The sequence below is a fragment of the Clostridium sp. OF09-36 genome (genome assembly GCF_003481985.1).
Classification (GTDB): domain Bacteria; phylum Bacillota; class Clostridia; order Lachnospirales; family Lachnospiraceae; genus Brotaphodocola.
In genome coordinates this window covers 83,720-107,688 of the sequence record NZ_QUMD01000007.1, presented here as the reverse complement: position 1 = coordinate 107,688, position 23,969 = coordinate 83,720, and the positions used below count along the sequence as shown (strand labels likewise).

At 50.2% G+C, this 23,969-nt stretch carries 25 protein-coding genes and 2 pseudogenes; all 27 read left to right on the top strand.

The features are described from left to right. The first annotated feature begins 63 nt into the window (after positions 1-63). The 27 genes and pseudogenes from DXA97_RS07900 (at position 64) to DXA97_RS07775 (ending at position 23,964) form a co-directional block, all read left to right on the top strand. Positions 64-1,380, top strand: a pseudogene (locus DXA97_RS07900) (aspartate kinase). A gap of 287 nt (positions 1,381-1,667) precedes the next feature. Beyond that, positions 1,668-2,303, top strand: coding sequence for a hypothetical protein (locus tag DXA97_RS07895; protein WP_118719312.1), 636 nt, complete (start codon positions 1,668-1,670; stop codon positions 2,301-2,303). Continuing rightward, complete coding sequence (locus tag DXA97_RS07890; protein ID WP_118719310.1) at positions 2,252-3,775, top strand: hypothetical protein; 1,524 nt, start codon at positions 2,252-2,254, stop codon at positions 3,773-3,775. The genes DXA97_RS07895 and DXA97_RS07890 overlap by 52 nt, the downstream gene beginning before the upstream one ends. A 3-nt stretch (positions 3,776-3,778) precedes the next feature. Then, positions 3,779-5,014 (top strand): NAD(P)/FAD-dependent oxidoreductase, encoded by a 1,236-nt coding sequence (locus tag DXA97_RS07885; RefSeq protein WP_118719308.1) that lies wholly within the window; start codon positions 3,779-3,781, stop codon positions 5,012-5,014. A gap of 126 nt (positions 5,015-5,140) precedes the next feature. Beyond that, positions 5,141-5,830 (top strand): (d)CMP kinase, encoded by a 690-nt coding sequence (gene cmk, locus DXA97_RS07880; RefSeq protein WP_118719306.1) that lies wholly within the window; start codon positions 5,141-5,143, stop codon positions 5,828-5,830. Then, positions 5,830-6,681 (top strand): 4-hydroxy-3-methylbut-2-enyl diphosphate reductase, encoded by an 852-nt coding sequence (gene ispH / locus DXA97_RS07875; RefSeq protein ID WP_118719304.1) that lies wholly within the window; start codon positions 5,830-5,832, stop codon positions 6,679-6,681. The genes cmk and ispH overlap by 1 nt, the downstream gene beginning before the upstream one ends. Then, positions 6,662-7,744 (top strand): 30S ribosomal protein S1, encoded by a 1,083-nt coding sequence (gene rpsA / locus DXA97_RS07870; RefSeq protein ID WP_118719302.1) that lies wholly within the window; start codon positions 6,662-6,664, stop codon positions 7,742-7,744. Before ispH ends, rpsA begins: the two co-directional genes overlap by 20 nt. Before the next feature lie 241 nt (positions 7,745-7,985). After that, positions 7,986-8,525 carry a nitroreductase family protein gene (locus DXA97_RS07865; RefSeq protein ID WP_118719300.1) on the top strand — a complete coding sequence of 180 codons (540 nt, stop codon included), beginning with the start codon at positions 7,986-7,988 and terminating at the stop codon, positions 8,523-8,525. 360 nt (positions 8,526-8,885) lie between these two features. Next, positions 8,886-10,093: pseudogene (gltS, locus tag DXA97_RS07860) on the top strand (sodium/glutamate symporter). A gap of 57 nt (positions 10,094-10,150) precedes the next feature. Further along, positions 10,151-10,342 (top strand): hypothetical protein, encoded by a 192-nt coding sequence (locus tag DXA97_RS07855; protein ID WP_118719298.1) that lies wholly within the window; start codon positions 10,151-10,153, stop codon positions 10,340-10,342. A 290-nt stretch (positions 10,343-10,632) separates the two neighbouring features. Further along, entirely contained in the window at positions 10,633-10,956 is a 324-nt protein-coding gene (locus DXA97_RS07850) for a PadR family transcriptional regulator (protein WP_118719296.1), read from the top strand. After that, positions 10,949-11,791, top strand: coding sequence for a DUF1700 domain-containing protein (locus DXA97_RS07845; RefSeq protein ID WP_118719294.1), 843 nt, complete (start codon positions 10,949-10,951; stop codon positions 11,789-11,791). Before DXA97_RS07850 ends, DXA97_RS07845 begins: the two co-directional genes overlap by 8 nt. After that, positions 11,775-11,957, top strand: a complete 183-nt coding sequence (locus DXA97_RS07840; protein ID WP_118719292.1) for a hypothetical protein — start codon at positions 11,775-11,777, stop codon at positions 11,955-11,957. Before DXA97_RS07845 ends, DXA97_RS07840 begins: the two co-directional genes overlap by 17 nt. Next, positions 11,947-12,147, top strand: coding sequence for a PspC domain-containing protein (locus DXA97_RS07835; RefSeq protein WP_347560284.1), 201 nt, complete (start codon positions 11,947-11,949; stop codon positions 12,145-12,147). Before DXA97_RS07840 ends, DXA97_RS07835 begins: the two co-directional genes overlap by 11 nt. 69 nt (positions 12,148-12,216) lie before the next feature. Then, positions 12,217-12,426, top strand: a complete 210-nt coding sequence (locus DXA97_RS07830; RefSeq protein ID WP_118719290.1) for a small, acid-soluble spore protein, alpha/beta type — start codon at positions 12,217-12,219, stop codon at positions 12,424-12,426. 110 nt (positions 12,427-12,536) lie between these two features. Beyond that, entirely contained in the window at positions 12,537-13,715 is a 1,179-nt protein-coding gene (gene cbiD / locus DXA97_RS07825) for a cobalt-precorrin-5B (C(1))-methyltransferase CbiD (RefSeq protein ID WP_118719288.1), read from the top strand. Positions 13,716-13,818: 103 nt separating this feature from the next. Then, complete coding sequence (locus tag DXA97_RS07820) at positions 13,819-14,922, top strand: cobalt-precorrin 5A hydrolase (protein WP_118719286.1); 1,104 nt, start codon at positions 13,819-13,821, stop codon at positions 14,920-14,922. 14 nt (positions 14,923-14,936) lie between these two features. After that, the gene (cobK, locus tag DXA97_RS07815; protein WP_118719284.1) at positions 14,937-16,439 is read left to right on the top strand and encodes a precorrin-6A reductase; all 1,503 of its coding nucleotides are present in this window, start codon (positions 14,937-14,939) and stop codon (positions 16,437-16,439) included. Then, positions 16,436-17,590, top strand: a complete 1,155-nt coding sequence (gene cbiT, locus DXA97_RS07810; protein ID WP_118719282.1) for a precorrin-6Y C5,15-methyltransferase (decarboxylating) subunit CbiT — start codon at positions 16,436-16,438, stop codon at positions 17,588-17,590. Before cobK ends, cbiT begins: the two co-directional genes overlap by 4 nt. Before the next feature lie 2 nt (positions 17,591-17,592). Further along, positions 17,593-18,471: a hypothetical protein gene (locus DXA97_RS07805; protein ID WP_118719280.1), complete on the top strand. Its 879-nt coding sequence runs from the start codon at positions 17,593-17,595 to the stop codon at positions 18,469-18,471. Further along, positions 18,468-18,992 carry a bifunctional adenosylcobinamide kinase/adenosylcobinamide-phosphate guanylyltransferase gene (locus tag DXA97_RS07800; RefSeq protein WP_118719279.1) on the top strand — a complete coding sequence of 175 codons (525 nt, stop codon included), beginning with the start codon at positions 18,468-18,470 and terminating at the stop codon, positions 18,990-18,992. Before DXA97_RS07805 ends, DXA97_RS07800 begins: the two co-directional genes overlap by 4 nt. After that, complete coding sequence (locus DXA97_RS07795) at positions 18,992-19,756, top strand: adenosylcobinamide-GDP ribazoletransferase (RefSeq protein ID WP_118719277.1); 765 nt, start codon at positions 18,992-18,994, stop codon at positions 19,754-19,756. Before DXA97_RS07800 ends, DXA97_RS07795 begins: the two co-directional genes overlap by 1 nt. 39 nt (positions 19,757-19,795) lie before the next feature. Then, entirely contained in the window at positions 19,796-20,188 is a 393-nt protein-coding gene (locus tag DXA97_RS07790; protein ID WP_118719275.1) for a bifunctional adenosylcobinamide kinase/adenosylcobinamide-phosphate guanylyltransferase, read from the top strand. Positions 20,189-20,254: 66 nt separating this feature from the next. Next, positions 20,255-21,256 carry an adenosylcobinamide-phosphate synthase CbiB gene (gene cbiB / locus DXA97_RS07785; protein WP_243107587.1) on the top strand — a complete coding sequence of 334 codons (1,002 nt, stop codon included), beginning with the start codon at positions 20,255-20,257 and terminating at the stop codon, positions 21,254-21,256. After that, positions 21,256-22,191 (top strand): histidinol-phosphate transaminase, encoded by a 936-nt coding sequence (locus DXA97_RS07780; RefSeq protein WP_118719273.1) that lies wholly within the window; start codon positions 21,256-21,258, stop codon positions 22,189-22,191. Before cbiB ends, DXA97_RS07780 begins: the two co-directional genes overlap by 1 nt. Continuing rightward, positions 22,185-22,331 (top strand): hypothetical protein, encoded by a 147-nt coding sequence (locus tag DXA97_RS20125; RefSeq protein ID WP_182436832.1) that lies wholly within the window; start codon positions 22,185-22,187, stop codon positions 22,329-22,331. The genes DXA97_RS07780 and DXA97_RS20125 overlap by 7 nt, the downstream gene beginning before the upstream one ends. Further along, positions 22,315-23,964 carry a response regulator gene (locus DXA97_RS07775; protein WP_347561500.1) on the top strand — a complete coding sequence of 550 codons (1,650 nt, stop codon included), beginning with the start codon at positions 22,315-22,317 and terminating at the stop codon, positions 23,962-23,964. The genes DXA97_RS20125 and DXA97_RS07775 overlap by 17 nt, the downstream gene beginning before the upstream one ends. The last annotated feature ends 5 nt before the right edge of the window (positions 23,965-23,969 follow it).

The window sequence follows — 23,969 nt, the reverse complement described above, 5'->3', positions numbered from 1 at the left end:
AAGTATAGTTTGGAGTAACTGCCCTGGAAGGATCCGGGAGCAATATGAGGAGAGACAAGCGATATGAAGAAGGTTGTGAAATTCGGAGGAAGTTCCTTGGCGAGTGCCCGCCAGTTTAAAAAAGTCGGAGATATCATCCGTGCAGACAAGACAAGAAGATTTGTGATCCCGTCCGCACCGGGTAAGAGAAACAGCAAGGATACCAAGGTTACGGATATGCTGTACGAGTGCTACGCGGCAGCATCCACCGGAGCATCTTATAAAAAGATCCTGGATGCGATCAAGGCTCGCTACCAGGAGATCATTGACGGTCTGGAGTTAAACTTAAATCTGGACCACGAATTTGCTACCATCGAGGAAAATTTTGTAAAGGGCATCGGCAAGGATTATGCTGCATCCCGCGGTGAGTACTTAAACGGTATCGTTATGGCAAATTACTTAGGCTACGAGTTCATCGACGCTGCAGAAGTCATTTTCTTTGATGAGCATGGAAACTTTGAGGCAGAGCTGACCAACCAGGAGCTTTCTGAGCGTCTGGAGCATGTAGAGAGAGCGGTTATCCCGGGCTTTTACGGTTCTAAGCATGACGGAAGCATCAAAACCTTCTCCCGCGGCGGTTCCGATGTGACCGGTTCCATCGTTGCACGTGCCATCCACGCAGACTTATATGAGAACTGGACCGATGTATCCGGTTTCCTTGTAACAGATCCTCGTATCGTGGAGAATCCGGAGGTCATCGAGACCATTACCTATAAAGAGCTTCGTGAGCTGGCTTACATGGGCGCAGGCGTACTCCATGAGGACGCGATCTTCCCGGTAAGAAAAGAAGGAATCCCGATCAATATCCGCAACACCAACCGTCCGGAGGACAAGGGCACTCTCATCGTAGAGAGCACCTGCAGAAAGCCGCGCTATACCATCACCGGTATCGCAGGAAGAAAGGGCTTTTGCGCGATCAACATCGAAAAAGCATGATGAATGCCGAAGTAGGGTTTGGGAGGAAAGTTCTTGGTGTATTCGAGAAGTTCGGCATCTCCTTTGAGCATATGCCGTCAGGGATCGACACCATGACCATTATGGTACACCAGGACGAATTTGAAGAGTATGAGCAGTCTGTGATCGCCGGCATCCACCGCGCAGTTGAGCCGGATATGGTCGATCTGGAGTCTGACCTGGCTCTTATCGCTGTAGTCGGAAGAGGCATGAAGGCACCCGCGCACAGTCGGAAGAATCTTCTCCGCACTGGCACATGCCCGCATCAATGTCAAGATGATCGACCAGGGCTCCAGTGAACTCAACATCATCATCGGGGTAAAAAATTCCGATTTCGAGACTGCCATCAAGGCAATTTACGATATCTTTATCACCGCAGCGATTTGATCAGTCTCCGCGAAAATACTGACTGTGGACCGGAATAAACAAGCAACAGGACCAGCGTCCGGCTGTTTTCCGGGATTGTGAAAAAAGGGAATCCCGCACAGGCTTTTGCCAGGTGCGAGGTTCCCTCTTTCGTTGACAGAGAAAATATGATATACTGAATCTTAAGTTTTCCGCCACCAGGTTAGATCGGATTTTCTGTACACGGATACGTGTCTGGCAACGGTCCGGAAGCGGAAGGAAAGGAGTCGTTTTTGCTCATGTGCGCGTGAACAAAAACAGGAAGTCTCATGAACAGAAACAACAGCAGATGCGGCGCAGGCATTTTTGTTGCGGACAAGGCAAAAAACGGAAGATGCAGAGCAGGTGTTTTTGCTGCGGACAAGGCAAAAAAGGGCAGATGCGGTGCAGGCATTTTTGCTGCGGACAAGACCAAAAAAATGGCAGCAGTACTTCTGGCTGCGCTGGTATTGCCGGGCTGCGCCGGTCCCTCGACCCGGGTGCTGCCACAGCGTCAGGGCGGAACCATGCAGGATGTGCCGGAGGAGATCCCGGTAGTGGAGGAGGTAAATCCGTATTATCTCCAGGAGTCCCTTGGCATGCTCTCTGCCGCGCCGCGGTCTGCGGGAAGCCGTGGGGAAGACGGGGCCTCCCGTTATATCCAAAAGCTGTTAAAGGATTATGGTTATACAGTGAACCGGCAGCGCTTCCGCGAAAAAACAGAGCATGAGGAGATCATCGGGACGAATGTGGTCGCTGTGCGTCCGGCGGAAGACCCGGATGCAGACATCCTTTTGATCTGCACCTGGCACGATAGCGCCCCGGAAAGCCCGGAGCCGGTAACAATGCGTCCGGCGTTTCGGTATTTCTTGAGATTGCGCGGATCCTTTCCGGCCTTCCGACCGACACGGAGGTGCGCTTTGTGAGTTTATCCGCGCACGAAAAAGATGCATTGGGTGCGGGAATCTATGCAAAAGGCTTAAGCAAACGGGAACGGGAACGCCTGATCGGGGTGATCACCTTTGGACCGTGCGGGGCAGTCGATACAGAAGGCACCGTGCTTGCAACACAGGATGGGGAAGGCACCATGCTGGGCGACCTGCTTTCGGATGCCTCTGACAGCGTGATGGGAAGCCGGTGGGAATACCAGAAAAGGCCGGGAATGGAAAACGGGGTCTTTGCTTCTTATGCGATCCCATCTGTCCAGGTCGGACAGCGGCAGGACAGCTTTGATTTTGGCACTCCCCTGGATACCGCAGACACCGTGGATGCAGAATGTCTCTCAAACATTGTAGATACGGTCTGCCAGGCGGTTTCCGGGATCATGAGCGTAGATACCCCGTCCATGCGGGCAAAGGCACATTATGAGAACAACTGGAATACCTTCCTTTACAGCCAGCCGCCACAGCAGAGGATTCCGTTTGGCAGCTCTGCAAGAAGGCTTCAGGCCTTGCTTGGGATTCCGGGAAAGCTTGCCGTGGTAAACCGGGACTCCAAAAACCGTCCAATTGAACGATACCGGTTTTCCATGAAGTGGTTTGGCATGGAACAGCCATTTTCTGCCAGCTATTATTTTACGGATGAAAGCCTGGATCTGGTCAGTCTCATGCCACAGGATGAGACCATGACAGCAGGGGAGGTCCGGACGCAGATCACGGCATGCTATGGGGAACCGGCAAAGAAAACAACAGGGCCTTATGGTACGGACTATCTCTGGAAGGATCGAAAGACCGGACAGCAGATCGAACTGATCCCCGGAAAAGAGCAGTTTGAGGTGGAAATCCGCAGCGATACCCCGGATCCGGTCTTGCTTGCCTCTTACAGTGCAGACGGGACGTTAACGGATGGAAACACATCTGTGGAGGAAGAACAAGGTTATTTAACAAAGCTTTGCAGCCTGTTATTCCAGCCGGAATCAGCCGGGCTTCCAAGGGCAGAGCTGCTCTACGAGACAGACGGGGCTGGAAACAACGCAGTTCACGCAGAGAAGCTGTCACAGCCGGAAAAAATAAAAAAGAAACCAGAACACAGCACGGCAGGAACGCAGCCACAGCAGAAAACGCAGCAGGAGGCCGGCTGGCAGGTCCAGATCGATCCGGCGGATCTTCCATCCGATGGAGTGGGATTTACAGACCGCAGTGCATCGTTAAAGGAGCTTCTTAAGACATATGGACAGATCTTAAAGGAGACAGACCCGCAAGCTTATGCAGATGGATATGGGGAGCTTGCCCCAGCCTGTGCTTTTGAAGACGCATTTGCCCTGTATGTGCTTGTGGATATCCCGCCGGAAAGTACCGGGGAATATCAGGAATGTGTGCGTTATTTTGATCAGTTCGAGGAACTGGATACATACCGCAGTGCCGTGAGAAACTATCTTGGCCTGCAGACGGAGGAATAAGCTATGAGTCAGGTAATCATCATCGGCGGCGGTGCCGCAGGCATGATGGCGGCGATTGCCGCAGCAGGCGCGGGACATAAGGTCTGCATTTATGAGAAAAACGAAAAGCTTGGGAAAAAGGTTTACATCACCGGAAAGGGACGGTGCAACATTACCAATGCCTGCGATACAGAGGAGCTGTTTGGAAATGTAGTCCATAATGCCAAGTTTTTATATAGCAGCTTTTATACATTTACCAATACCGATATCGTGGAGCTTTTGGAACGGTATGGCTGCCCGGTTAAGACAGAGCGCGGAAACCGTGTCTTCCCGGTCTCTGACAAATCATCGGATGTGATCCATGCACTGACGGTCTGCCTGCGTGACCTTGGGGTGAATGTAGAGCTTCATGAAGAGGTGGCAGAGGTCCTCCAGGAAGATGGCCATGTGACCGGGGTCCGCTTAAAACGCGGAAACCGGACGGTCCCTGCAGATGCGGTCATCGTTACGACCGGCGGGCTTTCTTACCCGTCTACCGGCTCTACCGGGGATGGTTACCGGTTTGCAAAGGAGCTTGGACACACCATTACGGAGCTTTCGCCTGCACTGGTGCCGTTTGAAGCAAAGGAGCCGGTCTGCAAGGAACTTCAGGGGCTTTCCCTGCGCAACATCCATGCAGAGATCCGCAATGGGAAAAAGGTGCTGTTTGAAGAGTTTGGAGAGATGCTGTTTACCCATTTTGGTGTCAGCGGACCGGTCCTTCTTTCGGCCAGCAGTTATGTGGCTTCCACGTTAAAGAAGGGACCTCTTACCCTTTCCATCGATTTGAAGCCCGCACTTTCCGCAGAGCAGCTGGATGCCCGCATCCTGCGCGATTTTGAAGAGGCAAAAAATAAACAGTATAAGAATTCCTTAAATCACCTGCTCCCGGCAAAGCTGATTTCGGTGATCATTGAGCGGAGCGGAATTTCCCCGGAGAAAAAGGTCAATGAGATCACCCGGGAGGAACGCCACGCCCTTGTCTGCGCAGTCAAGGATTTCTGCATTACGCTGGTCGGACTGCGGGATTATAAGGAGGCGATCATCACACAGGGCGGTGTATCTGTGCGTGAAGTAAATCCGTCGACCATGGAATCGAAAAAGACGGCAGGACTTTATTTTGCCGGAGAAGTACTGGACCTGGATGCGGTAACAGGCGGCTTTAATCTCCAGATTGCCTGGTCCACCGGGTATCTGGCCGGGATTTCTGTTCCGCAGTAGGATCATGTGACTGCAATTTTGCGTTGCCGGCCGCATACACGCGGACCGGGTCATAACGAAAGCTTGAAACACAAAAAACAGGCAGTGAGGAGAAACGCTGCTTCATGCAAGGAGACGACGAAAACTATGGAGAAACATGCATTCAACATTGCGATTGACGGACCGGCAGGTGCCGGAAAGAGCACGATTGCGAAGATGGTGGCAAAAAAGCTGAACTTTATCTATGTGGATACCGGTGCCATGTACCGCGCAATCGCTTTATATCTGCTGAGGAGCGGCATCGATACTGCAAATGAGGCGGCAGTCAGCGAGGCGGTGAAAAATGCGGACATCACCATCCGTTACCAGGATGGCTCCCAGCAGGTTATCTTAAACGGGGAAGATGTATCCGGAAAGATCCGCACCGAGGAGGTGGGAAATACCGCCTCTGCAACCAGCGTATACCCGGCAGTACGCGCCCATCTGTTAGAGCTGCAGAGAAGCCTTGCTGCCAGCCAGAATGTGATTATGGACGGACGCGATATCGGCACCTGTATCCTGCCGGATGCAGAGGCAAAGATCTATCTGACTGCCAGCAGCCGGGTACGTGCCCTGCGCCGTTACAAAGAATTAACGGAAAAAGGAACCATGTGTAATCTGGAAGAAATTGAGCAAGATATCATTGAGAGAGACCATCGCGATATGACCCGCGAGATCGCACCATTAAAGCAGGCGGATGACGCTGTGCTCCTTGACAGTTCGGAAATGACGATCGGTGAGGTGGTGCAGGCCATCATTGATACCGCGAAAGCCCATGGCCTTAAGGAGGATGCCTAATGGAAGTCATCGTAGCGAAGACAGCCGGATTTTGTTTTGGCGTTAAGCGGGCGGTGAAACAGGTTTATGAGCAGATCGGGAAGGCGGAAAAGCCCGTGTATACCTATGGACCGATCATCCACAATGAGTTTGTGGTGAAAGACCTGGAAGAAAAAGGGGTAAAGGTCTTAAATACAAAGGAGGAGCTGGCGGCCCTTACCGGCGGGATCGTTGTGATCCGTTCCCATGGCGTCGGGAAAGAAATCTATGACCTTTTAAATGAACATCATATCACGGTTGTGGATGCCACCTGTCCGTTTGTAAAAAAGATCCACCGGATCGTAGAAGAACAGACGCGGGAGGGACGCCGGGTCATCATCATCGGAAACCCGGATCATCCGGAGGTCCAGGGCATCCGCGGATGGGGAAATGACACGACGCTGGTGGTGGAAAATGCGGACCAGATCGAGCATTTGTCTGTTTCAAAAGAGGAAAAGATGTGTATCGTATCCCAAACGACATTTAATTACAAGAAATTTCAAGATTTAGTTGAAAAATTCGAGAAAAAGGGTTATGATATACTTGTTTTAAATACGATTTGCAATGCAACACAGGAGAGACAAGTGGAAGCTAGACGTATTGCTTCTGAAGTGGACGCTATGATTGTCATAGGCGGCAAACACAGCTCCAACACACAGAAACTCTACGAGATATGCCAAAAGGAATGTAAGAATACTTACTTTATCCAGTCACTCGGCGATTTCAACCCTGAATGTGTGAATTCTGTGCGCAGCGTAGGTATTACAGCGGGGGCATCCACCCCGAATCAAATTATTGAGGAGGTTCATACTAATGTCAGAATTAAGTTTTGAACAAATGTTGGAGGAATCATTAAAAACAATACGTACGGGAGAGATCGTCACTGGTAAAGTCATCGATGTGAAAGAGGACGAGATCGTCCTGAACATTGGATACAAATCCGATGGTATCATCCCGAAAAGTGAGTACACCAACGAAGCAAACGTAGATCTCAGAACCCAGGTTCAGGTTGGCGATGAGATGGAAGCAAAAGTTGTTAAAGTAAACGACGGCGAGGGCCAGGTTGCACTGTCCTACAAGAGACTGGCTGCAGACAAGGGCAACAAGAGACTGGAAGAGGCTTTCGAGAACCACGAGGTTCTTACCGCAAAGGTTGCACAGGTACTGGACGGCGGCTTAAGCGTTGTTGTTGATGAGGCAAGAGTCTTCATTCCGGCAAGCCTGGTATCTGACACTTATGAGAAAGATTTAAGCAAGTACGCAGGTCAGGATATCGATTTCGTTATCACTGAGTTCAACCCGAAGAGAAGAAGAGTCATCGGCGACAGAAAGCAGCTTATGGTTGCTAAGAAGGCTGAGATGCAGAAAGAGCTCTTCGAGCGCATCCACGCTGGCGATACCGTAGAGGGTACTGTTAAGAACGTAACCGATTTCGGTGCATTCGTAGACCTGGGCGGCGCTGACGGCCTGCTTCATATTTCCGAGATGTCCTGGGGCCGTGTTGAGAATCCAAAGAAGGTATTCAAGACCGGTGACCATGTAAAGGCTCTCATCAAAGACATCAACGGCGAGAAGATCGCTCTGAGCTTAAAGTTCCCGGAGCAGAATCCGTGGGCTAACGCAGCTGAGAAGTACGCTGTAGGCAACGTAGTAACCGGCCGTGTTGCTCGTATGACTGACTTCGGCGCATTCGTTGAGTTAGAGCCGGGCGTAGACGCTCTGCTTCATGTATCCCAGATTTCCAGAGATCACGTTGACAAACCGGCAGACGCTCTGACCATCGGCCAGGAGATCGAGGCTAAGGTTGTTGACTTCAACGGCGAGGACAGAAAAATCAGCTTAAGCATGAAAGCTCTGCAGGCTCCGGCTGAGCAGACCGAGGCAGACGCTGAGTAATCTCAAATAGAAAAGATTTGATGATATAGAAAAACACCATGGCGTGGATGAAAATTCCGTGCATGGTGTTTTTTATATATAAAAAGCCTTCTTATTGTTTTACGATTTATCCCCTACAAGAAATTAAAAAAATGTGGTACAATAAAAATGTTTATACGCTAAAAGCAGTGCGGATGTGATGAGTGAATGGATTTTTTGACGTTTTGCGCTGTTATAAGGGAATACAAAGGAGGATAAACTCGTGGAATTTGATAAGTTATTAGAGGAAAGAAGAAGCATCCGGGCATATGACAGCAGCAGACGTGCCACAAAGGAGCAGATCACAGCTATGGTACAGGCGGCTATTCAGGCACCGTCCTGGAAAAATTCCCAGACTTCCCGTTATTACGCTGTTTTAGATGAAGCCCAGTGTGAAGCACTTTCGGAGAACTGCCTGCCGCAGTTCAACCAGAATAATTCCAGGGGAGCAGCTTATATTGTAACCACGTTCGTGAAGAACCGGGTCGGTTTCGATAAAGAGACCGGTGCAGCGGTGAATGAATGTGGAAATGGCTGGGGTTATTATGACCTGGGACTCCAGAATGAAAACCTCATTTTAAAAGCGAGGGAGCTCGGCCTCGATACCCTGATCATGGGAATCCGGGATGGAGCGAAGATCGCTGGGATGCTTGGAATCCCGGAGACAGAGCAGGTGGTATCTGTCATTGCAGCCGGTTACCGCGCAGTAAATCCGGAGAAGCCGAAACGAAAGGCTCCGGAAGATATCCTGAAATTTGTGTAATCTGCCTAACGCTTCATTTGTTCAGTCGAGCCTTCCTTCTGGGTCAGTGCGGTATTTATCGGTGTTTTTATCCGTGCACTTTACAGTCAGATCCAGATCAGCTGCCAGAAGAATGTTCCGCCGCTGAACACTTCCCTGATCTTTTCTTCGGAGATCATCATTACGCTGATCCTGAACCCGTTCCTTTGCTTCTGGGAAATCTGGAAGCTGTGCCTGATTTGGAATTTGTCAATGACCAGCTTTGCGAAAACAATGAATCACAGATGGGGAAAAGTAAATCCCAGCCAGGCAGGTGCTGGTTCGCCAGCCTACGTAAAATAACCGGCTGTGGATTGCTACAGAGAAAGGATTGAGTTAGATTTGATAATTGAACTAGATATGTACCAGACGATCGCGGCCGCTGTGGCCGCGCTGATGCTGGGTAAATTTTTAAGGAGGCGGTGTGCAGTCCTGGAGCGGTTCTGTATACCGGCTCCGGTGATCGGCGGCGTGATCTTTGCAGTGTGTACCTGCATCTGTTATGTCACCGGAATTGCGGAATTTGCATTTGATGATACCTTAAAAGAAGTCTGCATGGTATTTTTCTTTACCTCTGTCGGATTTCAGGCGAATTTAAAGGTGCTCCGGAGCGGCGGAAAAGCATTGGCAGTATTTTTAGGCTTGGTCATCCTGCTGATCATTTCCCAGAATTTCCTGGCGATCGGCCTGGCAAAGCTTTTACGCATTCCGACGCTGGTGGGACTTGTACCGGGTCCATCCCGATGGTAGGTGGACACGGAACGGCAGGTGCCTTTGGACCGGTCTTGGAAAGCATGGGAAGCGAAGGCGCTACCACGGTCTGCACGGCAGCTGCGACCTTTGGCCTGATCGCAGGCAGTGTGATGGGCGGCCCGATCGGAAAAGGCCTGATCGAAAAATATGACCTCCTAAAAACTATTGTTCCGGAGGATGACAGCCTTCTGATCGAGGAGGAAAACCTTCTGATCGAAGAAGAAAAGAAGCATGAGCGCCATACCACGATGTATCCGATGGCGGTATTCCAGCTGATCATTGCGATCGGGTTTGGCACCTTTGTGTCGGATCTTTTGTCCCTGACCGGCCTTACCTTTCCAATTTACATTGGAGCCATGATCGCGGCGGCCATTATCCGCAACATCGGCGAATACAGTGGAAAGTACACGACCCATATGGGCGAGATCAACGACATCGGCGGTATCTGCCTTTCCTTATTTTTAGGAATCGCCATGATCACGTTAAAACTGTGGCAGTTAGCAGATCTGGCGCTTCCGCTTCTGGTGCTTTTGTTTGGTCAGGTTGTTCTGATGTTTGTGTATGCACGCTTTGTCGTGTTCAACGTGATGGGGCGCGACTACGATGCGGCAGTCATCAGCTCCGGCGTCTGTGGATTTGGTATGGGCGCTACACCGAATGCCATGGCGAATATGCAGGTTGTCTGCGAAAAGTATGAGCCTTCCGTAAAGGCATACATTCTGATCCCTTTGGTCGGAAGCCTGTTTGCAGACTTTTTAAATACCCTTTCCATTACATTCTTTATTAACTTTTTATAGGAACCGGCCAGGCGGGGGGATGATTCTGGCCGTAGTAAAAAAGCGGAGGAAAACACTATGTTCTGGAACAAAGAGAAGGATAAAAAACACGGACATGAGTATGAAATTTCCAGTGAGGATCTGGCATTTCCAGAAATCCACATTGGAAAAAGAAAGAAGGAGGAGCATGCATCGGAGCACCATGATTCCATTACTTACGATGATGTAGCAATTCCAGAGGTTCACATTCCGGTAAGAAAAAAGAAATGAGAAAAAAGAGCCAGGGGATGTGTTGACACAAAATTCCTGTTTTTAGGAACTGTGGTCGGCATCGTATTTGTGAAAAATGATAGCCAGGGGCTTGTTGCACGAATGTGCGATGGCTCCTTTGTTGTATGTGCAGATCAAGAAGGCGCGTCTGCTGATGGGAGAACTTGAAACTTCCTTCTTTCTGTCTTGACATGCAATATTATATGTTGTATATTATTTACATGAACAATATTATATAATATATAATATTATAAAAATAAACATACAGAATGACAGAAAGGTGGAGTACGATGGTTTTTAACACAGGATCCGCGCTGCTGGACGCGATCGTCTTATCGGTTGTTTCCAGAGATGTGAACGGGACCTATGGGTACCGTATTACCCAGGAAGTACGGGCAGTACTCGATATTTCGGAATCTACGTTATATCCGGTTCTCAGACGTCTGTTAAAAGATGAATGTCTGGAGACTTACGACATGGCCATCGATGGGAGAAACCGCAGGTACTACCGGATCACGGAAAGCGGGAGATTGCAGCTGAATCTTTACCGCGGAGAGTGGAATGTTTACGCGCAGAAAATTTCCGGAATATTGGAGGAGAAAGATCATGAATAAGGCAGTGTTTATAGAAAGGCTGGAATATCTGCTTTCCGATATTCCGGAGGAGGAACGGGAAGAGGCGATTGCGTATTACCAGGATTATCTGGATGAGGCAGGAGAAGACCGGGAGGCGGATGTACTGAGTGAGTTTGGAAGCCCGGAGCGGATCGCATCCATCATCCGGAGTAATCTGAACGCCGATCTGGAAGATGGCGGTTCCTTTACGGAAACAGGGTATGAGGATGAGCGTTTCCGGGATCCGGGATATCAGGTGGTAAAGCGAAAGGAACTTCCGGATGTCTATGAAGAAGCAGAAGCCGGATTTGACGGGGATGCGTATGAAGGATTCGCTGACAGACGCCGGACAACCGGATTTGATGAGGATATGTTTGAGGAATCCGCCGGAAACCGGACAAATAGAAAATCGAAAAATGTACGTTCAGGAAAAAATAAGAACCAGACACCGGTCGTAAAACTGATTTTGTTTGGTATTTTAGCCCTGATCCTGCTGCCATGGCTTCTTGGAGTGGGAAGCGGAGTTGTGGCTGCGGCTGCGACACTGATTGCGCTGGTGGCCGCTGCGGTTTTTGGAATTGGTTTTCTGACCGTTGCAGCCGGGTTTAGCACCGTGATTCTGACGGTTATGGGAGCAGGAATCCTGGTTTCTGATTTCTGGGGCGGTATTACGGTTGCCGGTTTTGCCGTGTTTGTGTTTGGCTGCGCGCTGATCGGAGTGGCACTTTCCATATTGACCTATGGAAAATTTGTTCCATGGTGTATCCGCACGATTGTGAAGATCCTTTCAGGATTGCTTCGGGGAGGGAAAAAACTATATGAAAAATTGCGTTAAGTGGTTTTTACTGATTGGAGTCGTATGCTGTCTTTTGGGGACCGGAATTGTAACGGCCGGGCTGATGAATGGTGGAGCGAAAAACGCGAAGAGCTATGTGCGTCAGTCCTATGAGCATGCGCAGAAACTGGAAGAACATCTGGAGGATTTTGATTATGGATATTAACAGAAAATTGTATCGTTCTAATACAAATAAGATCATATGCGGTGTGTGCGGTGGCCTGGGAGAATATCTGGGCGTTGATCCGACGATTGTCCGGCTTGTGTGGGTGCTGATTGCCTGTTCCGGAACCGGACTTCTGGCTTACATCATAGCAGCAGTCATCATGCCGCAGAAAGTGGATGAAATAGAATAAATAAGATATTCGCATATGGATAGAAATCGAAAAATCGGGCACACTTCAGGAAAAAAGGAGTGTGCCTTTATGTCTAAGAAAAAAGAACAAAAACCGATTGATGTGGAACATATGTCACCGGAAGAACAGCTGAAATTTGAAATTGCAGAGGAGCTTGGGTTGGGAGACCGCGTACTGAAAGAAGGCTGGCGCTGCCTGACTTCAAAGGAAAGCGGCCGGATCGGCGGTTTGATCACGAAACGGAAAAAGCAGATGCAAAAGGAAGCAGATATCCGATAGAGATGGTTGGGTCTGATGCTTGTCAAACCTGTAAAAAGAAAGTATAATAAAACCGATTACAGCGCATAAAAAAGTTACTGTTGCAAATCATGCGCCTGAACGGAGAACAAGTGACAGAGAAAAGACTGAGGAATGGATACACAACCGGGACCTGTGCGGCGGCTGCGGCGAAGGCGGCGGCCGCTTTTTTTGCGCAGGCAACGCGCCAAAAAACATTTACATATTCCGAGTTAACATTGCCTGGCGGCGGAAGCTGCCGCATTCCGGTAATCCCATTTTTAAAAGAGGGCGAACCGTTTTGTTTTGGAGTACAAAAAGATTCCGGGGATGACCCGGATGTGACCAATCAAACCCTCATATTAGCCAGTGTAAAGCCGGTCAGCCGAAAAATACTGGAAAGGCTGAAATCAACGGGAAGTGGTTATTTCCTTGAAGAATTTCCAGACCTATATTTGAATGGCGGCCTGGGGATTGGTATGGTGACAAAACCGGGGTTAAGCTGCCCGGTGGGACATTATGCGATCAATCCGGTGCCGCGCAGCATGATCCTGGGAGCGGTCGATGAAGTAATGAGGCAGACTCCATATGAAGAATGCCTGCTCATTGAGATTTCAATCCCAGACGGAGAACGGCTAGCGTCCCAGACCTTTAATCCCAAGCTTGGAATTCAGGGTGGAATTTCAGTTCTTGGCACCACTGGCATTGTCAAGCCCATGAGTGAAGAAGCGCTTCTGGAGACAATCCGTCTGGAAATTCACATGAAAGCGGTAAATGGAGCGAAGGTGCTTTTGATGGCTCCTGGCAATTATGGGGAAGAATTTTTGAAAAAAACGCTTGGCGTTCCGGTCGGAAACGCAGTACTTTGCAGCAATTTTGTAAAGGCCGCCGTGCTTATGGCACAGAAAGAGGGATTCCAGAGCGTATTGTTTGTCGGACACATTGGAAAATTAATCAAAGTATCGGCAGGCAGGGAGAATACGCATTCTAAGTATGGAGATGGGCGTATGGAACAGATGGCGCAGCTTACGGAAGCATTGGGATATCAGAAATTAAAGCAGCAGATCCTTTCCTGCAATACCACCGATGATGCTTTGGAATTGCTGAAACAACATGGAATTGCTGGAAAACTGTTAGACCTGACTGCAGAATACGTGAAGCGGCAGTTAGAGCAGTGGAGTGATGGAAAAATTTGCGCTGAGGTGGTGACGTTTTCGACTGCGCATCAGATGTTTGGAACGACCACGGACTGGAAGCGTTTATTTGAGACATGGAAACGTGAACGTAGCTAAGGAAGAGGCCATTGTTCGGAAACAGGGATTTTCTGAACGGAAAATCCTGTATGATATCGTTCTGACAGCAGATGTTGTCGATTGAAAAACGAAAGGATAATGTATGAAGCTTGCAGTGATCGGATTTACAGGAAGAGGAGCAGAACTTGCTTCAAAACTGGTCGAGGCGTTTTGTGTCGCTGGTGATTCCTGCACGGGCTACACGGGAAAGCGCGTTGGCATGGAAGAACAAAAAGGGTTATGCATGGTAACCGGCTCTCTCTCAGACTGGACCAGGCAGCAGTTCGAGGAAATGGATGGCCTGATCTTTGTTGGTGCCGCGGGAATTGCGGTCCGTCTGATTGCGCCTTATCTGAAGGACAAGCTGACTGATCCGGCTGTTGTGGTAGTGGATGAGGCAGGACGTTTCGCAATTTCTCTTTTGTCTGGTCATGTAGGCGGAGCAAACCATCTGGCAGAGTGGACAGCCGGGATCCTTGGTGCTGTCCCTGTGGTGACAACAGCGTCCGATGTGAGAGGGCGGCATGCAATTGACGTCTGGGCTAAAGAACATCATCTGACCATTACAGACCGAAAGTTGGCAAAAGAGGTTGCCGCGGCGCTGCTAGATGGAGAAACAGTCGGTTATTTCAGTGAATATCCATTGGAACTTCCGGATGCAACCGGATACCAGGAAAATAAGGTGAATCGCAGGAATGTGTGGGTAACCTGTCATGTGAAACCGGATTTTTGGACTGGTTTTCCACAAGAAAGAATGCCTGCTGTTTCTAAAGTTACAGATGACGACCAGTGCGAACCACAATTCTTACGTCTTGTGCCAAAATCCCTGATTCTTGGGATTGGGTGCCGGAAACAGACACCGGGGGAAGCCATTGAATTTGCCGTGCAGGAGGCACTCAGACAGGCAAATCTGGATGTTCAGGCAGTGGCAGCCATTGCCAGCATTGACTTAAAAAAAGAAGAGACGGGACTATTGCAGTTGTCTGAAAAACTTGCAGTTCCTTTTATGACCTACACAAGCAGTGAACTGGAAGCAGTGCAGGGAGAATTCTCAGAGTCTGGTTTTGTGCGTCAGGTGACGGAAGTTGGAAATGTCTGCGAGCGTTCTGCGCTTCTTTGCGCCGGAAAAGATGCCAGACTGCTGGTGAAAAAGCAGGTGTATCCGGGTGTGACCGTTGCAGTGGCTGAGACTGCTTTTTACGGATAGGAAGGAGGAAAAGCATGGAGAAACAAAAACAAACACCGGTTGTTATATTTGGCGGTACGTCCGAGGGACGGGAACTGGCTGAATATGCGCAGGAATATCAGATTCCGGTTGTGGTCAGTGTGGTTTCCGGCTATGGGGAAAGCCTGCTTCAGGAAAGCGCGGTTGTGCGGGTACATACCGGTGCTCTGAAGGAAGAGGATATGCGCGCGTTTTTGATGGAAACAGGGACAAAGCTGGTGATGGATGCGACACATCCTTATGCGCGTGTTGTGACAGAGCAGGTATCTTCCCTGTGTGCTGCGCTGCAGATCCCATACAAGCGGATCCTGCGAGATCCTTCCCAGGTTGAGATGGAACAAAATGGCTCCGGCGCAGGTTTATTTCTGGCGGATTCCATAGAAGAGGCTGTGAACTATCTGAAAGCGGATGACCGGCCGGTGCTTCTGACAACGGGAAGCAAGGAATTGGAAAAATTTGCCGCTGATCCTGCATGTAAGGACCGGATCTATGCCAGGGTTCTTCCGGACAGCCAGGTATTGAAAAAGTGTGAGGAGCTTGGAATCCGCGGTGCCCATGTGATCGCAATGCAGGGACCTTTTTCCACGGAATTGAATACTGCATTACTGCGTACGGCACACGCAGGCTGGCTCGTGACCAAAGAAGCTGGAAAACGTGGAGGATTCGCGGAAAAACTGGAAGCAGCCAGAGCGTGCGGTGTTTCTGTGATCGTGATCCGGCGACCGGTCCAGGAAGAAGGAATTTCCTTAAACGAGGCAAAACAGCTGATGGACGCGTACCGGATTTCAAAAAGGCAGGAAAAGAAAGAGAATCCTTTGCCGGATAAAACATCCGAAACTGGTGCACGCAGCCTTAGCCTCATCGGCATGGGAATGGGGGGTGGCAGACAGCTGACCCTGGAAGCTTTGGATGCTCTCAAACAGTGTGATGCAGTCTTCGGTGCTTCCCGTATGCTTCGGGATGTAGAAAAATGGATCTGCGGCAAGCAGCAGGAAGCGTTTTATCAGCCGGATCAGATCCTGGACTGGCTGGAGACGCACCCGCAGGTTTCCCATGCGGCAGTCATCTGTTCCGGCGATACAGGCTTTTACAGTGGCAGCGGCAGTATGATGCGGGAACTTCATACGCGCTGGCCGCAGGAAACAGCATGTCCTTATCAGGTTCAGGTTTATCCGGGAATCTCTTCGGTTTCCGCGCTGGCTGCGAGGTTCCAGATTTCCTGGGAGGATGCCTGCCTGGCCAGTGCCCATGGGCGGGACTGCGATGTGGCAGAACTGGTAAAACAGCATAAACTGGTTTTTTTGCTGCTGGACAGCAGCCAGAACTTAAAAACCATCTGTCAGACGCTGACAGCGGCCGGGCTTGGAAAAACACGGATTTTTGCAGGTGCGCGTATGGGATACGAAGAGGAACAGAACATCTGCGGTATGGCAAAGGAACTGACAGATCAGGAAACAGACAGTTTGACAGCAGTATTTCTGGAGCGGAATGAAGAATGAGAGATGAATGGTTTATCCGGGGAAAAATCCCTATGACAAAGAGTGAAGTGCGGTCTGTGTCGGTTTCCAAGCTGGAGCTGGAGCCGGGCCACATTGTCTATGATATCGGAGCCGGCACGGGATCCGTTTCTGTGGAAATGGCGCTGCATGTGCCGAACGGACATGTGTATGCGTTTGAACAGAAGGAGGAAGGCTGTGAGCTGATCCGGAAAAACGCGGAAAAAGCAGGAGTGCGCAACCTGACCGTGGTTTCCGGGAAAGCGCCGGATTCCATGGAAGGTTATCCAGCACCGGACCGGGTGTTTATCGGCGGAAGCGGCGGAAATTTAGGGGAGATTCTGGATCTTGTCACAAAGAAAAACCCAAATGTGCAGATTGTGATCAACGTGATCGCGCTGGAGAGCCTTTCCCAGACCATGGAATGGATGAAGCGAAACGGGCGGGAGCCGGAAGTAATCTGCATGCAGGTTTCCAGGGCAGAAAAACGTGGCCCTTACCATATGATGCAGGCCCAGAATCCGATTTATATTATTACCATGGGCTCAGAGCAAACAGAAAACAAGGAGAATGAACAAAGTCGTTATCCCCGCATTCTTCTTGCGGCACCGGGAAGCGGAAGCGGAAAAACCCTTCTGACTGTCGGGCTGCTGACGTTATTTCAGCGCATGAGAATTGCCTGCCGATCCTTTAAATGTGGTCCGGATTATATTGATCCGATGTTTCATAAGTATGTGCTTGGGATTGACAGCTGCAATCTGGACAGCTTTTTCCTGCCGGAATCCGAATTGCGGGATTTATTGGAAAGCAGGGCGTCGCAGGCAGAGCTTTCCGTGATCGAGGGTGTTATGGGATTTTATGACGGCATTGGCGGTAATTCCATGGCGGCGAGCACCTATGAGGTCGCAAAGATCACAAATTCGCCGGTCATCCTGGTGGTGGACGGCAAAGGCAGCAGCCTTTCCCTTGCGGCCCAGATCAAGGGTTTTCTGGATTATCAGAAGGACAGCCATATCCGTGGTGTGATCTTAAACCGGACGAATCCGATGGTAGGAGAACGCCTGCGCCCGGAAATTGAAAAATTGGGAGTGAAGTATCTTGGTGCGGTTCCGGTCTGCGAGACGGTAGATATCAAGAGCCGTCATCTGGACTGACCATGCCGGAAGAACAAAAAGATCTGCGGGAGCATTTAGCGGCATTTGCCGGCCAGCTTGCCAAGTGCCTGGATGTGGAAGGAATTCTGGAACTTGCCGGATATTATGTGGGAAAAAATGTGAAAAGTGCAAGATTAGCCGGAATTTCCATGGGTGAAGAAAAGAACACATCAGGTCAATCGGAACTATTTGGTTGTAAAAATAAAAATTTGCCAGATCCTGGCCAAACTCGGATTTGCGTGGAAAACGATGTTTGTGAAATAGAAAACCGGATGAAACCAGAGAAACGAATCGCGGTGGCACTGGACGAAGCGTTCTGCTTCTACTACCAGGAAAACCTGAATTTCCTGAAAGAACATGGCTGGGAGATCGTACCATTTTCCCCGCTGCACGATACCGCGCTTCCGTCTTTTGTGCAGGCTATGTTATTAGGAGGGGGTTATCCGGAGCTTTACGCGAAGGAGCTTTCCGAGAATACATCGATGCTGGAAGCTATACGAAACGCTTCCAAAACCGGTGTCCGGATCCTTGCGGAGTGCGGTGGATTTTTGTATCTGCAAAAATCCCTGGAAGATGAGAACGGCACGGTATGGCCTATGGCGGGTCTGCTTCCCGGGGACGGTTACCGTACGGGAAAGCTTGGCCGGTTTGGCTATATTTCCCTGGAGCAGAATGGAGCGTATCGGATCAAGGGACATGAGTTTCATTACTGGGACAGCACAGCGCCGGGGGATGCGTTCCGGGCCAATAAGCCGCAGTCGAAGCGAGGCTGGGACTGCATGTACCAGACAGACCGGATCCTTGCCGGATTCCCGCATCTGTACTATTTGTCGGGACCGGATCTGATCTTAAACTTTTTAGATGGAGAAGAAACGCTATGATGCATCTGATTACCGGAGCCTCTGCGAGTGGCAAATCGGCCTATGCGGAAGGGCAGCTTGCAAAGGCAGAAGGACCGGAAAAATTTTATCTTGCGACCATGCGCGCCTGGGGCGCGGAAGGGGAAGCGAGAGTCAGGAAACACCGCGCCATGCGGGAAGGAAAAGGCTTTCAGACGATTGAAGCCTTTCACACTTTGGAACAGGTAAGGCTTCCGGGGAAAGGCAGTCTGATGCTGGAATGCATGTCAAATCTTCTGGCAAATGAACAATTTGAGATTGGCGGAACCGATGAAGAAATCCTGGAACGCATTCAGGTGGGAATCCAGAACCTGGAAGCGCAGACGAACGATCTGGTGATCGTGACAAATGAGATTTTTTCGGACGGATGCAGCTACGATGCGGACACCATCCGCTATATCCGTCTCTTAGGAACCTTAAATATCTGGCTGGCAGAGAAGGCTTCCCTGGTCACGGAAGTAGTCTATGGAATTCCGATCCGTCAGAAAGGAGATGCAGGATAATGGTGGAAAGTTTTATCATCGCGTTTTCTATGTATTCCCGGATTCCGATGCCATTTATCGAGTGGAGTGAGCGTGGCATGAAATATGCCTTTTGCTTTTTCCCGCTGATCGGAGCCGTGATCGGCCTTATCATGAATGTATATGTGTTTGCCGCACAGGCAGCAGGACTTGGAATACTGGCGTTTTCCCTGCTTGGAACGGCAATCCCGCTTTTGATCACCGGTGGGATCCACATGGATGGCTTTTTGGATGTGACAGATGCAAGAAGTTCGTTTTTAAGCCGGGAGCGGAAACTGGAAATTTTAAAGGACCCACATGCAGGAGCCTTTGCGATTGCAGGCTGCGGCGTGTATCTGCTGCTTTATACTGCAGCATTTTCTGAACTTGGAAATTCTGCATTTCCTGCGATTGCCGGAATTTATGTGATCACCCGCTCGTTCAGCGGTCTTTCTGTCCTCTGCTTTCCGAAAGCGCGAAAGGACGGGCTTGCTGCAACCTTTGCAAAAGAAACCGGAAGCGGATCCCCGGTTGTAAAGGCGGTTCTGGTGGGATGGCTGCTTGCCGGAGTCCTGTTTTTTCTTGTCACGGCAGGCGTGTTTACAACGCTGATCATGATGGCAGCGGCAGCACTGGTCTTTTTCTGGTATCACCATATGGCATTAACGGAATTTGGTGGAACGACAGGAGACCTGGCCGGTTATTTTTTGCAGACGGCAGAACTGGCTATGGTAGCGGCACTGGCTGTGTGCAGCCATATCTTGTGACAGAATCGTGGCTTACGAAGAAAATGGAGGAAGAAGAATATGATCCTGGTGATCGGAGGAAGCTTTCAGGGAAAGAAAGCGTTTGCAGAACAGATCTGCAGGGAAGAAAAGGAACAGAACAAACAGAATCATCGTCTGAACATAGCAGATACATATCCAAATATGGAGCAGCAGCCCCAGATCCTGCCGGATTTTCATCTTCAGGTCCGGAAAGCCCTGGAGGCAGGCGAAGATCCGGACGCCTTAACGCGTAAGCTTCTCGAAAATCCGCCCGAGGTGATCACACTGGATGAAGCTGGATGCGGGATTGTGCCCATTGAGCGGGAGAAACGCATCTACCGGGAGGCCGTGGGGCGTGCCGGACAGCTTCTTGCTGCCCGGGCAGAGAAAGTATACCGGGTTCAATGCGGTATTGCGACCCGGATCAAGTAAGGCTGAACATAACAGCGCAGCTGCAAAACCGCTGCACATAGACAAACAATAAAGGAAACGAATGACATGATACTCGGACATCTCTGGATGGAATATGCGGCTGCGGCCTGCATCGGTTTTTTATTAGATTTTATTGTGGGAGATCCACACGGGCTCTGGCATCCGGTCTGCGGGATCGGAAAGCTGATTTCGTGTATGGAAAAAAGGCTTCGGAAAAAAGTACCGGATCAGCCGGAAAGCCTGCTCCTTGCCGGGGCAGCGCTTGCTGTGACAGTTCCCTGCGTGACGGTTGTGGTCACGGCACTGATCCTGCTTCTGGCCGGTTTGATCCATCCATATTTTCAGTTTGCCATGATGTGTCTGTTAGACGGGTGGATCCTGGCGGCAAGATCACTGAAAACGGAAAGTATGAAGGTCTATAAGGAATTGAAAACAGGGGATTTAGAGCGTGCCCACTATGCAGTTTCCATGATCGTTGGGCGGGATACCCAGAACCTGACGGCGGAGGGTGTGACGAAGGCAGCTGTGGAGACGGTTGCGGAAAATGCTTCCGACGGCGTGATCGCGCCGCTTTGCTTTTTATTCCTTGCCGGTCCGGTTGGCGGATTTTTTTATAAGGCCGTGAATACCATGGATTCCATGGTTGGCTATAAAAATGAAAAGTACCTGTATTTTGGGCGTGCGGCAGCAAAGCTTGACGATCTGCTGAACTGGATCCCTTCCAGGCTGACCGGATTTTTGTTTGCAGTGGCAGCATTTCTGCTGCCTGGTATGAACGGAAAAGAAGCATTTGCAATCTGGCGACGGGACCGCAGAAACCATAAAAGCCCGAACTCAGCCCAGTCGGAATCGGCCTGTGCCGGAGCACTGGGAGTCCAGCTGGCAGGGGATGCCTGGTATTTTGGAAAGCTGAACCATAAGCCGACGATCGGGGACGCACACCGCCCGGTGGAGCCAGAGGATATTGCGCGTGCAAACCGGTTAATGTATCTGGCTTCGGTGCTGGCACTTTTTGCCGGAACCGGTCTGATCATTTTGCTTGAGATACTGACAGGAGGATTGGTGTAATGGAGCCATACAAAGCATCGGGACACGGTGGGGATGTTTACCGCAATCAGGTAAGCCATGATTTTTCCATCAACTTAAACCCGCTTGGGATGCCGCAGGGAGTTAAGAAAGTATTGAAACATTCGGTAGATGGCTGGGCCAGGTATCCGGACCCGGAGTGTGAAGCATTGAAAAATGCGCTGGCTGGGTATCATCATGTGCCGGCAGAGTGGATCCTCTGTGCCAACGGCGCGGCAGACCTGATCTTTCAGGCAGTGCGGATCCTTGCGCCGAAAAAAGCCTTGCTGTTTGCTCCGTCTTTTTCAGAATACCGGCAGGCATTAATGGCAGCAGGCTGTGAAATTGAAACACTTCCCCTAAAAAAGGAGCAAGGGTTCCAGCCGGATATCGAAGCGGCCCTGGATCATATTACGCCGGAAACCGGTCTATTGTTTTTCTGCAATCCCAATAACCCGACCGGTCATGCTGTGCCGGCGAGCCTGGTAAAAAAGCTTGCTGATCACTGCCAAAAGACCGGGACCTGGCTGATCCTGGACGAGTGCTTTTGCGAACTGCTGGAGCAGCCGGAAGACTTTAGCATGATGCCGTTTGCAGGCCATTACGAGAAGCTGGTCATTTTACGGGCATTCACAAAGACCTATGCTATGGCAGGACTCCGGCTGGGATACGCGTTGTCTTCTTCTGGATCACTGTTTCAGAAAATCCGGCAGGAGCGCCAGCCGTGGAGTGTGTCAGTTCCGGCCCAGGAGGCCGGAATCGCAGCACTGAAGGAGCAGGAGTATCTGAAGCAGGCAAGAATACTGATCGGGACAGAACGTGCATGGCTGAGCGGCCAGTTACAGGAGCTTGGCTTTACGGTATTTAAGTCTGACAGTAATTTTATCCTGTTTTACATCGAAGAAGACCATCCGGGGGAGCTGCTGCAGGCGTGCTAAAACGGAAAATCCTTCTTAGGGACTGCAGCAATTTTGATGGTCTGGCATCCGGCTATTACCGGATCTGCGTGGGAATGCCGGAGAAAAACCGGCTTCTGGTCCGGAATCTGCAGGAAATTAAGAATGAAAACTATGGATGAAGAATTAAAGGAGAAGCAGGCTATGAGTTTATATCGGATCATCCTGGTAGATGACGAGGAAGAGGTGCGCAAGGGCATCATACGGAAAATTGACTGGAGCAGTCTGGGATTTGAAGTGGTCGGTGACGCAGAAAACGGAGCTGAGGCATTGGAGCGGATCGAGCAGCTGGAGCCGGAGGTTGTTATGACGGACATCCGCATGCCATTTATGGACGGGCTGACCCTGACGGAAAAGATCCGCCAGAAATACCCTTCCATGAAGGTGCTGATCTTCTCTGGCTTTGACGATTTTGAGTATGCACAGCATGCGATCAAGCTGAATGTGACGGAATATATCTTAAAACCGGTGAATGTAGAGGAGCTTTCAGAGATTTTAAGACGGGTAAAGCAGAATCTGGATGAGGAGATCAGCCAGCGCCGGGATGCGGCGATCTTACGGGAAAGCTACCAGAGAAGTCTTCCAATCTTAAGAGAAGTATTCTTAAATGACCTGGTGCGCGGAAGTGCGAATACCGCCATGATCGAAGAAAAGCTTCAGGAATACAGCGTTGACATCCTGCATGCGAAGAAATGGATCACAGCGTTGTTACATATTGAGACCGAGGCTTCTGGCCATCCTGCTGCCCTGCAGAAAGAACTGGTGCCTATTTCCGTGCGCCAGATCACAGAGGACCATTTAAAGGACTACTGCCGGTTTACCATTTTTAACTCCTCAGCAGGTATGGCTTTGATCGCGGTGATCGATGAGGACAATTCCCAGACCGGTCTTCTGGACCGTCTCGGCGATATCTGCAAGGAGTGCAGGCGTGTGCTGGATGTCACTGTGACGATCGCAGTCGGGCACAGCTGTCAGGAACTTTCTGAGATCAGCCGGATCTATCAGTCCTCGGTGGATGCCCTTGGCTATAAGACCATTGTGGGAACCGGACATACCATTTATATCAACGACGTGGAGCCGGTGAGCCGCGGAAAACTGAAATTTGATAACACCGACGAAAATGACTTTGTCACGGCGGTGAAGTTCGGGCCGAAAGAAAAAATCCGGGAAACCGTAAAAAAACTGATGTTGCGTATGGACGATGCCAAGGTGCATGCCAGACAGCAGCAGCTCTACATGCTTTCCTTATTCAACTGCGTGACCAGACTGATGCAGCAGTACGATCTGACAACAAAGGAAATTTTCGACACGGAAAAGCAGTATATGGACGTTCCTGCTGCGCTGGGAAAACCAGAGAAATTTGAAGCCTGGATTTTGGGTGCCTGCCTGCGGATCCATGAAAGCTTAAACCGAGAGCGTGACAATACGACCAAAAAGGTGATCCTGGAGGCAAGACGCTATATCGAGAGTCATTATCAGGACCCATCCCTTTCCGTGGAGATGATCTGCCGGGAGCTTCATATGAGTCCGGCTTACTTTTCAACGATGTTCCGCAAGGTGACGGGCCAGACATACATTGCGTACCTGACAGAGGTGCGTCTGCAAAAAGCAGTGGAGCTTTTAAACGAGACAGATGATAAGACCTATGTGATCGCACAGAAGGTAGGTTATCAGGAGCAGAACTATTTCAGCTATGTGTTTAAGAAGCGGTTCGGCATCTCGCCGACCAAATACCGTGGATCACAAAGCAGCTAAAGGGG